The sequence below is a fragment of the Saccharopolyspora soli genome (genome assembly GCF_022678645.1).
GTDB lineage: Bacteria > Actinomycetota > Actinomycetes > Mycobacteriales > Pseudonocardiaceae > Saccharopolyspora > Saccharopolyspora soli.
In genome coordinates this window covers 1-10,390 of the sequence record NZ_JALBWV010000124.1, presented here as the reverse complement: position 1 = coordinate 10,390, position 10,390 = coordinate 1, and the positions used below count along the sequence as shown (strand labels likewise).

Annotated in this window: 9 protein-coding genes; 2 read left to right on the top strand and 7 right to left on the bottom strand. The window is 68.8% G+C overall.

Annotation, left to right across the window (positions count from 1 at the left end):
• Window positions 1-106: 106 nt before the first annotated feature.
• From panB to MOQ72_RS43010, 3 genes are all read right to left on the bottom strand, one after another.
• Entirely contained in the window at window positions 107-961 is an 855-nt protein-coding gene (panB, locus tag MOQ72_RS43020) for a 3-methyl-2-oxobutanoate hydroxymethyltransferase (protein ID WP_242191833.1), read from the bottom strand.
• Between the two features lie 130 nt (window positions 962-1,091).
• Window positions 1,092-1,895 (bottom strand): transporter substrate-binding domain-containing protein, encoded by an 804-nt coding sequence (locus MOQ72_RS43015; RefSeq protein ID WP_242191832.1) that lies wholly within the window; start codon window positions 1,893-1,895, stop codon window positions 1,092-1,094.
• Window positions 1,896-2,155: 260 nt separating this feature from the next.
• Window positions 2,156-2,593, bottom strand: coding sequence for a winged helix-turn-helix transcriptional regulator (locus tag MOQ72_RS43010; protein ID WP_242191831.1), 438 nt, complete (start codon window positions 2,591-2,593; stop codon window positions 2,156-2,158).
• Between the two features lie 82 nt (window positions 2,594-2,675).
• Between MOQ72_RS43010 and MOQ72_RS43005 the strand changes: the two genes are divergently transcribed.
• Window positions 2,676-3,731, top strand: a complete 1,056-nt coding sequence (locus MOQ72_RS43005) for a 4Fe-4S binding protein (protein ID WP_242191830.1) — start codon at window positions 2,676-2,678, stop codon at window positions 3,729-3,731.
• 133 nt (window positions 3,732-3,864) lie between these two features.
• On the opposite strand, the gene MOQ72_RS43000 is transcribed toward MOQ72_RS43005, so the two are convergent.
• Both MOQ72_RS43000 and MOQ72_RS42995 read right to left on the bottom strand, forming a co-directional pair.
• A complete protein-coding gene (locus MOQ72_RS43000; RefSeq protein WP_242191829.1) occupies window positions 3,865-4,026 on the bottom strand; it encodes a DUF397 domain-containing protein in 162 nt (53 codons plus the stop codon).
• 44 nt (window positions 4,027-4,070) lie between these two features.
• Window positions 4,071-4,628: a DUF5753 domain-containing protein gene (locus MOQ72_RS42995; protein WP_242191828.1), complete on the bottom strand. Its 558-nt coding sequence runs from the start codon at window positions 4,626-4,628 to the stop codon at window positions 4,071-4,073.
• Between the two features lie 384 nt (window positions 4,629-5,012).
• On the opposite strand from MOQ72_RS42995, the gene MOQ72_RS42985 reads away from it, so the two are divergent.
• Window positions 5,013-6,152, top strand: coding sequence for a phosphatidylinositol-specific phospholipase C1-like protein (locus MOQ72_RS42985; protein ID WP_242191826.1), 1,140 nt, complete (start codon window positions 5,013-5,015; stop codon window positions 6,150-6,152).
• 284 nt (window positions 6,153-6,436) lie between these two features.
• Here the strand turns inward: MOQ72_RS42985 and MOQ72_RS45510 are convergent, their stop codons facing one another.
• Together MOQ72_RS45510 and MOQ72_RS42975 are read right to left on the bottom strand one after the other, a co-directional pair.
• Window positions 6,437-7,264, bottom strand: coding sequence for an SWIM zinc finger family protein (locus MOQ72_RS45510; protein WP_242191825.1), 828 nt, complete (start codon window positions 7,262-7,264; stop codon window positions 6,437-6,439).
• Complete coding sequence (locus MOQ72_RS42975; protein WP_242191824.1) at window positions 7,257-10,247, bottom strand: DEAD/DEAH box helicase; 2,991 nt, start codon at window positions 10,245-10,247, stop codon at window positions 7,257-7,259. Before MOQ72_RS42975 ends, MOQ72_RS45510 begins: the two co-directional genes overlap by 8 nt.
• Window positions 10,248-10,390: the final 143 nt, after the last annotated feature.

The window sequence follows — 10,390 nt, the reverse complement described above, 5'->3', positions numbered from 1 at the left end:
CCCCCCCCCCCCCCCCCCCCCCCCCCCCGCCCCGCGCCGCGGGGGGGGGGGGGGGCGGCCCCCCCCCCCCCCCCCCCCCCCCCCCCCCCCCCCCCCCCCCCCCCCGTCAGTGGAAGGAGTGCTCCGCCGCTGGGAAGGCGCGGCCGCGGACTTCGTCCGCGAAGCGCGTCGCGGCGTCGGCGAGGACGCCGCCGACGTCCGCGTAGCGCTTGACGAACCGGGCCGTGCGGCCGGTGTTCATGCCGGACATGTCGGTCCACACCAGCACCTGGGCGTCGCAGTCCGGGCCCGCTCCGATGCCGATCGTGGGAATGCGCAGCTCACTGGTCACCCGCTTCGCAGCCTCCGCCGACACCATCTCCAGCACCACCGAGAACGCCCCGGCCTCCTGCACGGCCCGCGCATCCGCCAGCAGCTCGTCGGCTTGGTTGCCGCGGCCCTGCACCCGGTACCCGCCGAGGCCGTGCTCGCTCTGCGGGGTGAAGCCGATGTGCGCCATCACCGGGATGCCCGCCGCCACCAGAGCTTCGATCTGCGGGGCGTAGCGGCGGCCGCCTTCCAGCTTGACGGCGTGCGCGCGGCCTTCCTTCATGAACCGCGTCGCGGTGGCCAGCGCCTGCTCGGGCGACGCCTGGTAGGAGCCGAAGGGCAGATCAGCCACGACCAGCGCGCGCTCGGCCGAGCGCGTCACCGCGCGGACCAGCGGCAACATTTCGTCCACGGTCACCGGCAGCGAGGACTCGTAGCCGTAGACGTTGTTGGCCGCCGAGTCGCCGACCAGCAGGACCGGGATTCCGGCCTGGTCGAAGATCCGGGCGGTGTACATGTCGTAGGAGGTGAGCATCGGCCAGGGCTCGCCATGTTCCTTCAACTGCTGGAGGTGGTGGATGCGGACCCGCCGCTTGGTCGGGGTGGAGCCGTACGGCGCTGCGGTCTCGCTCGGATTCTGAGCAGCAGTCATCGTTGACCGTCCTTCTTCCTCGAAGCCCGCGAAAGCGGGTCCCCGGGTCGTATCGGATGGTTGCGAAAAAAGCGTCCCACGCGCGCCACCTCCGCGGCACACGCTGCGGGCCAACGTCACAGTTGCCAGGTCAGCCGATCCACGGCTGGGCGATCCGGGCGTACGTCCCGTCGTGCAGCGCGAGGTTGAGCCACTGGTTCACCCACTGCTGGAACACCACGTCGCCCTTGGGCAGCAGGTACGCCTTCTCGCTGAAGGTGAACGGCTGGTCCGGGTGCACCGAGCACAGTTCGGGGTGCTGTTTGGCCTGCCACTTGGTTTCGGCCGCATCGGTGATCATCAGGTCGGCCCGGCCGTCCATGATCTGCTGGAAGATCGTGTTGTTGTCCGGGTGCTCGACGATGGTGGCCTGCTTGAGGTGCTGCTCGGCGAACTGCTCGTTGGTGCCGCCAGGGTTGACGATCGCGCGGACGCCGGGCTGGTCGACCTGCTGCAACGTCTGGAACCGCGAAGCGTTCTCGCAGCGGGTGATCGGGGTCTTGCCGTCGACCACGTAGGCGGTGCTGAAGAACGCCTCCTTCGCCCGCTCCAAGGTGATCGACACCCCGCCGACGGCGATGTCGCACTTCGCGTTGAAGTCATCGACCAGCGTCTTCCAGGTGGTGGGCACGATGGTCGCCCGCACCCCGAGCTTGGCGGCCATGTCGTGCGCCAGGTCGATGTCGATCCCGCTCCAGGCGCCGCTGGTGTCCCGGTAGGTGAACGGTCGGTAGTCCCCGGTGCTGCAAACCCGCAGCTCACCGCGCTGCACGACGTCGTCCAACCGACTGGCGGCCGGTTTCTGCTCCGCAGCGGGCGGCGCCGCGGAGCACGACGTCCCCAATGCGACAACGCCAGCCACGGCCAACCAGGCACCGAAAATCTTCCACCGCATGACGCCCGCCTTTCGATCTTCGCGCAACATGCATAACCGTTCGGACCTGCGAAAGCCAGTGCGCGAGGACCGCATGATGGTCGGTCCGGCAAAAACGGGAAAAATCCGGGACAACCAGGGGCCCTCCCGAACGTCTAATGAGTGGGAGCGCGTGGGAGCGCGGGAGGGAGGCAACTGGGGGTGCCTCCCTCCCGTCGATCAGTTGGTGCACGGTCGTGAGTGCATGACCGGGCTGGAGCCCGGCTGAACGCTCACGACTTTCAGTGCACGGTGCCGAGTCGGACGATGCGGGTTTCGCCCTGCCCGAGTGGTTCTCCGCAGTGCGCGCACACGATCTCCGGGTGCAGTTCGGCGCCGCAGTTGTGCTCCCAGACCGTCGGCGGCGGACCGGTGGTGACGTAGCGATCGCCCCACTCCATGAGGCCCAGCAGGATCGGCTGCAAGGCGCGACCGGCCTCGGTGGGCAGGTATTCGTAGCGCGGCGGACGCTGCTCGTACTGCTGCTTCTCCAGCACACCGGCCTCGACGAGCTTGCGCAGCCGGGTGGTGAGGATGTCGCGGCTGGCTCCGGTGTTGTGCGCGATCTGGTCGAAGCGCCGCACGCCCAGCATGACTTCGCGCAGCACCAGCAGGCTCCAGCGTTCGCCGATGACGCCCAGTGCATTGGCGATGGAACACTCGCGCCCCTTCGCGCTCATGCCGCACCTCCTCGGTCTTGAAATCCAACTTAGCAGATGGGACAGTGAGTCTGATTTTCCAACTAACTGTCTGGGAGAGACCATGACCTCGGAGAACGACAGGCTGCCGAGCAAACTCGCCCAACACCCGTCGGTGCGCGCGGTGCTGTCCCGCCGCGAGAACCGCCCGGCGAAGCCCGCGGTGATCGACGCGGAATGGCTGCGCAAGGTGTGCCTGGACGCGGGTGCCGACGACGCGGCCGCGGTGTCCCTGGACCACCCGGACCTCACCCGCGAACGCGAGCCCGTGCTCACCGCGCTGCCCGGTACCCGCAGTCTGATTTCCCTGGTCGTGCGGATGAACCGGGACAACGTGCGCTCGCCCGTGCGCAGCGTCGCCAACCAGGAGTTCCACCGCAGCGTCGAGATCATCAACGAAGCAGCCCGCACCGTCGTGCGCACGCTGCAGGACGCCGGTTACCGAGCGGTGAATCCGTCGGCGGCGTTCCCGATGGAGATGGACGAGTACCCGAACCGCTCGTGGGTGGTGTCGCACAAGACGGTCGCGGTGGCGGCGGGACTGGGCGCGATCGGGATCCACCGCAACGTGATCCACCCCAAGTTCGGCAATTTCGTACTCCTGGCAACGCTGCTGGTGGACGCGGAGATCAGCGACTACGGCGCGCGGTTGGACTACAACCCGTGCCTGGAGTGCAAGCTGTGCGTCGCGGCCTGCCCGGTGGGTGCCATCTCGAAGGACGGCGAGTTCGACTTCCTGGCGTGCTTCACGCACAACTACCGCGAGTTCATGGGCGGTTTCACGGACTGGGTCGAAACGATCGCGGACAGCGCGGACGGAGCGGACTTCCGCTCCCGCGTGACGGACGCGGAGAACGCGTCGATGTGGCAGAGCCTGTCGTTCAAGGCGAGCTACAAGGCGGCTTACTGCATGGCGGTCTGCCCAGCCGGAGAAGACGTCCTGGAGCCGTACCTGGAAGACCGCAAGGAGTTCATGAACCGAGTCCTACGCCCCCTCCAGGACAAACGGGAAACCCTCTACGTAGACCCGAACTCCCCAGCGAAGACGCACGCAGAACGCAGATTCCCCCACAAAACCATCAAAGAGGTACGCACCAACAGCCGCCGAGCCGACACCTGACCCCGCCGTCGGAAGCGCGACAACGGGTGATGGTTTTCGAGGTGAGGGGCACCCTTAACCAAGTAATTGGGTTAAGGGTGCCCCTCACCCATACCTGAACGGGTGGCTATCTGCCGAGCCCGCGCAGGAATCGCTACCAAGCGAGGCTCCCGAACCGGAGGATCGGCCCGTCGGGGTCCTTCGAGTCCCGGATGTCGATGCCGCCGCCGGATAAGCGGGCTTCGACGCAACTGTTGTTGTTCGGGCCGCTGTAGCTGCTCTTGAACCAGCTGAGCTTTCTGTCGTCATTGGTCATGCTCTAGCTCCTCTGCTCGTTGAGCGATGAACGACCGTGACTGCTCAGGTCCGAGCGCTACCGCACGGGAGTTGGTCGAAGGCGCGCATGCACTCGCCGATGTCCGTTTCGTCGATGACGTAGACACCGCTGCCTATGAAGGTTGGCTGATGTACGAGGTCGGGAGCAAGGCCGCCGAATCGGAGGATTTCGATCGATCCGCCAAGCAGCGGATGGTCCACGATGGACAGTGGGGCGACCTGGATGACGATGTGCGGATGCTGCTCGATCAGATCGAGCAGATGCCGAAGCTGGCCATGCAGTCCCTTCCAACGTCCGATAGGGCGCCGCAAAGCCGCCTCGCCGATCACGAACCACATTTGCGGAGGGTTCTCGCGGCCAATGAGTTCTTGGCGGTCGAGCCGAAATTGGACTCTCGCCTCGATGTCCTCGCGGCTTGAGCCGAGCACGGCCGAACGTCCAACGCGCATCATTGCGCGGATGTAGTCCTCGGTCTGCAACAGGCCGGGAATGAGCTCGCTGTCCGAGTAGTAGATCTCCGTGGCGTCCTGTTCGTGGTCGCTCAGCCTGCGAAACGCCCCTGGGAAGGCGTCGGAGTACATGCGACGAGGTTGGAGCTGGCGAACAACCTGCGCCAGGTGCGTGATCTGCGACCGTGTTTCCCTTGGGGCGCCGTAGAAATCGAGGAGTGCTTCGATTTCCAGCACTTTGAAGGCGCGTTCGCCGCGCTCGACTCTGCTGATCTGGCTGACGTCGCACTCGATCGCCGCAGCGGCTTCCTTCCGGAAACTTCCAGGAGTTCCCTGTCCGGTGCGTCGTCGTAGCGGTCCGCCGAATCCCTGAACAGCAGGGCCTCCCAGGCAGGTGGCTTCCGGAGTTGAGTGTTCGTTTGATGTTCGTGGTTGGGTGGGTGACCGCTACCGGGTCGGTCACGTTGCCGCTCAAGGCTGGGGCTCCACTCACTGACTCCATTCGGAGGAGCCACCATGCGCATCACCGGGTTCCGCCTGGGCGCAACCGCTGTGTCGTTGGCCGCTTGCCTCGGCCTGCTGATATCCACCGCGAACGCTGCAGGCGGGCGCGAAGACCTGCGGATGAACCAGATCCAGCTCATCGGGACGCACAACAGCTACCACCGCGAATTGTCGTTCGCCGAACAGCAATTCCAGGCCGCCTCCAACAACCTGTGGTACTCGCACGCATCGCTGCCCGTGCAGTTCGACCGCGAGCCGGTGCGGGGCATCGAGTTGGACCTGATCCCGGACAGCGACCAGGGCGGGTTGTACACCTACCCGCTGATCCGCCGGGACGCCGGGCTGGGACCGCTCACCGATCCGGACCTGGCCAAGCCGGGGATCAAGGTCATGCACGTGGCCGACTACGACTACAACACGACTTGCGCAACGTTGGTCAACTGCTTGCAGCAGCTCCATGACTGGTCGGACGCCCACCCGGGACACGCCCCGATCCCGGTCATGATGGAGCTCAAGCAAACCGATCCGGTGCTGGAACAGCGCGGCGGCGCGGTTTCGCCGCCGTGGGACGCAAAGCGGTTCGCCGACCTGGACGCCGAGATCCGGTCGGTCCTCCCGGCGGACAAGATGATCACGCCTGACGATGTCCGCAAGCCCGGCCTGACGCTGGAGCAGTCGGTGTTGCGCTTCGGCTGGCCGACGATGGCCGACTCCCGCGGCAAGTTCGTCTTCCTGATGGACAACGACGATCCGCAGCTGCAGGCGCCGTACCTGGAGAACCGCCCGAACCTGGAAGGCCGGGTCCTGTTCACCAACGCCACCCCCGGTCGGCCCGATGCGGCTTTCGTGAAGCGGAACGACCCGACCGGTGCGAACACCGCGCAGATCCAGGACTTGGTGCGCCGGGGATACCTGGTGCGCACCCGTGCTGACGAGCCGTTCGAACAGGCCAGCACGGGAAGCACGGAGCAATTGAACGCTGCGCTGGCCAGCGGAGCGCAGATCATCAGCACGGACTTCCCGGTACCTGGACTGGCCGCCCGCTACGGCTCGGACTACGTCGCCGAACTCCCCACCGGAACCCCAGTCCGCTGCAACCCGCTGAACGCCCCGAAATCCTGCTCGACCGACCAGATCGAACAACGCCCATGACCTGAGCGCACCGTTGTGGGGGGGGGGGGGGGGGGGGGAAGCCCCCCCCCCCCCCCCCCCCCCCGCCGACCCCGCCCCCCCCCCCCCCCCCCCCCCCCCCCCCCCCCCCCCCCCCCCCCCCGCGCCCCCCCCCCCCCCCGCCCCCCCCCCCCCCCCCCCCCCCCCCCCCCCCCCCCCCCCCCCCCCCCCCCCCCAAACCCCCCCCCCCCCCCCCCCACCCACCCCCCCCCCCCCCGCCCCCCCCCCGGGGGGGGGCCCCCCCCCCCCCCCCCCCCCCCCACACCTCACTCCGGCGACGTCATGGCGCGGTAAGCGGGGCGGAGGAGGTCGACGGCGTTCTTGGCGCCGACCTTCACCGGGAGGGGGGCGAGTTCGTCGAGCAGGGCATCCGGGGCGGTCGGTTCCGGTTCCGGCATCGTCGCGGCGGCCGGTGCTTCCGGGGCCGTCCAGAACGTCTCCAGGCATTCCGACAGCGGCGCGACGTCGTCGGATTCCTCCGCCGCAGGTCCGGCAACGCTCCCGCGCAGCGCGCGCAGGCGGTCCAGCAGTTCCTCCCGCCCGCGGCCTCGCCAGGCGAGGATTTGGAACGGGTCCTCGTCGAAGGATTCCGCCAGCAGGTAGCAGGCCGCCGCGAGGTGCTTGCACGGGATTTCCCAGTCCGGGCAGGAACAATCCATCGTCAGCTCGCGCATCGTCCCCGGGAACAGCTGCAACCCGAGGTCGGCGAACACGCGCTCGATGTCCGTCGGCATCTCCCCGGCCAGCAGCTTCGCCGCATACAGCGCCTGCCCGGCCAGTTCCCGCTCGATCCGCTCCCATTCAGCCGCGGTGAACGCCTTCACCGCGATCCGCGCCCGGTACGGCTCCCGCCGGGAGCCCTGCACCAGCCCGACCACCACGCTGGTCGACAACGTCAGGTTGAGCACCTGCCCGGCACGCGCGTAGTTCTTGCCGCGCTGCAACCGCCCGCCCATGCCGAAGGACTCCAGCACCTCGATGAACCGCCGCGACCACCAGGTCTGCGCGATCTCGCCGCGTTTGCTGCGGGCCTTGATGCCGCCCTCGACCCGGATCGGCTTGGCCGCCGGTGGGAATCCGCGCCACCTATTCACCGATGGCCTCCGCATCCAGCGTGACCAGCTCGCGCAGCTCGCGGGTGGACAGCTCGGTCAGCCAGCCCTCGCCGCTGCCGACCACCAGCTGCGCCAGCGCCTTCTTCTCCTCGATCATCCGGTCGATCTTCTCCTCCAGGGTGCCGATGCAGGTCAGCTTGCGGACCTGCACGTCCCGGCGCTGGCCGATCCGGAACGCCCGGTCGGTGGCCTGGTCCTCGACCGCCGGATTCCACCAGCGGTCCAGGTGCACGACGTGGTTGGCGGCGGTGAGCGTCAACCCGGTACCGCCAGCCTTCAACGACAGCAGGAAGATCGACGGCCCGTCCGCGGACTGGAACCGCTGGACCATCTCGTCGCGGGCCTTCTTCGTGGTGCCGCCGTGCAGGAACAGCACCTCGGTGTCGAATCGCGCCGACAGGTGCGGCACCAACATCCCGCCGAACTCGGCGAACTGCGTGAAGCACAGCGCCTTGTCGCCGTCGGCCAGCACCGATTCGAGGATTTCCTCCAGCCGCTGCAACTTCCCGGACCGGCCCGGCAGCGCGGAGCCATCCCCGAGGAACTGGGCCGGGTGGTTGCACACCTGCTTCAGCTTGGACATCGTCGCGAGCACCAGCCCGCGGCGCTCCATGCCCTCGCTGTCCGCGATGCGCGCGAGCATGTCGTCCACCACCGCCTGGTACAGCGACGCCTGCTCGGTGGTGAGGTTGCACAGCTGCCGCATCTCGATCTTGTCCGGCAGATCGCTGATGATCGCGGGATCCGTCTTGAGCCTGCGCAGCACGAACGGTCCGGTGATGCGGCGCAGCCGGGCTGCCGCGTCGGTGTCACCGTCCCGTTCCACCGGCACCGCGAACCGCGCTCGGAAGGTGCTCAGCGAGCTGAGCACACCGGGATTCGTGAAGTCCATGATGGACCAGAGCTCGGCGAGGCGGTTCTCCACCGGCGTGCCGGTCAGCGCGATCCGCTGCCGGGCCGACAGGCCGCGCACCGCTCTCGCCTGGCGGGAGGCGCTGTTCTTGATGTTCTGCGCCTCGTCGAGCACCACCCGGTCCCAGCGGATCTCCCGCAACGCGGCCGAATCCCGCGCGGCCAGCGGATACGTCGTGATCACCAGGTCGTGCGAGCCGACCTCCTCCTGGAGTTCCGCGCCGCTGAGCCGGTTCCAGCCGTGGTGGACGTGCACCTTCAGCGAGGGCGCGAACCGCGCGGCTTCCCGCTGCCAGTTGCCGACGACCGACATCGGGCAGATCAACAGCGTCGGGGCGCGCGAACCGCCCGACCTGGCCAGCGCTTCCAACGCCAGCAGCTGCACGGTCTTGCCGAGGCCCATGTCATCGGCGAGGCAGGCGCCCAATCCCAGCCGGTCGAGGAACGCCAGCCACGCGAGGCCGCGACGCTGGTACGGGCGCAGGGTCGCGGTGAAGTTCTTCGGCGGCTCCACCGGTTCCAAGTACTGCTCGACCTGCCCGGACAGCAGATCGCCGAGCCAACCGCGCCCGTTGACCTCGATCACCGGCATCGGCAGGCTGCCGTCGTCCGGGTGCAGTCCGGCGTGCAGCAGTACGTCACCGGCAGTCATCTGCCCCTCTCCGGCGCGCTCCAGGTACGCCAGTCCGGCCGCCAGCCGCTTGCGGTCGACCTGGACCCACTTGCCGCGCAACCGAACCAGCGGGACCTTGGCATCGGCCAGCTCGGCCAGCTCCGCCTCGGTCAGCTCCTCGTTGCCCAGCGCGAGATCCCAGCGGTAGTCGACCACGGCGTCCAGGCCGACTCCGGATTCCTTCGTCACCACACCCGCCGTGCCGGTACTGCTCGCGGTCAGCTTCAGCCCGAGCTGCTCGGTGCGCCCCCACCAGGACGGCAGCAGCACCCCGAAACCGGCCTGGTCCAGCAGGTTCGCGTTGCTGAGGAACTCGTACGCGCCGGAGGAGTCCAGAAACAACTCCGTCGGATGCGGTACCCGCAGCGCCACGTCGAGCGGGGGCAGGATGCGGCTGGCCTTGCCGAGATCCGCGAGCAGCAATTCTTGCGGCTGCGCGACCCAGCGCTGCAGGACCCGGCTCTCCTCCCGCCAAACCTCGTTCGCCGACACCAGGACGCTGGGATCGTCCGCTGCTTGCAGCAGGAACTCCAGGCACCACTCCTCGTCGTCGTCCTCGGGCGCGTGCAACCGGAAGCAGGTCCGCACCGGGCTCTCGTGGACACCGCTGGCGTGCCAGGCGTCCAACTGCCGAGCCAGCTTCCGCACCTGCGTGGGATCCGCGTCGAACCGCGGCTCGCGGGTCAGCGCGTTCATCCACGTCGCAGCCACGGTCCGGCCGCTGGAGAGGCGGACGTCCGCGACTCGGCTGCGGGCGATGCCGTCGACGAGCGTGTCAAGCGTCGTGCGCAGGACCTCGGCGGGTGATGCGTCGTGCGCGCAGCGGAACGCCGGTGGCATCGCTTCGCGAAGCGCCACGAACCGCGCCGAATCCGTGCCGGACAACAACGGCCGCCAACGAGCCGCGGGCCGCTGCGCCTCGAAGACCAGCGCGGGCAGCACCCGGCCCTGCGACACCATCTGCTCAGCCAGCTCGGCGACACTGCGCAGGAAGTGCGCGGACGCGCCGAGCCGACATCCTGGCACGCCTTCGGCAAGTGCGTTGAGCGTTGCCACGGGGCCGTACGACACGGCCGGAACCAGCCAAGAGCGCAGCCGCAACTTCCCGCGCGGCGCGGGCCCAGCGGTCAGCGGATCCCGCACCAGCTCGGGCGATGCGACCGGCGCGGAGGCGTAGGAAGGCAGTTGCAGCTGAACGGAATCGACCTTGGCCTGATCGACCGGCAAGGCGTCGCGCAGCGCCTCACCCGGCACCGCGAAGGGATGGGCGACCGGGCCACCAGGCGCCCGTCCAGGCACCCGCTGCGGAAGCTCGGAATCCTCCGCCCACAGCAACAACCGCCCGTCCTCGGTGCACGCTCCGTGCACGACCCACACGGCCAAGCCTCCTTCAGCGGTCGTGGGGGGGGGGAAACGGCGGCCCCCGGGGGGGGGGAAAACACCCCCACCCGGGGGGGGACGGCCCCCGGGGGGGGGGGGGGCGCCCCCCCCGCCCCCCCCCCCCCCGGGGACTGGGGGTT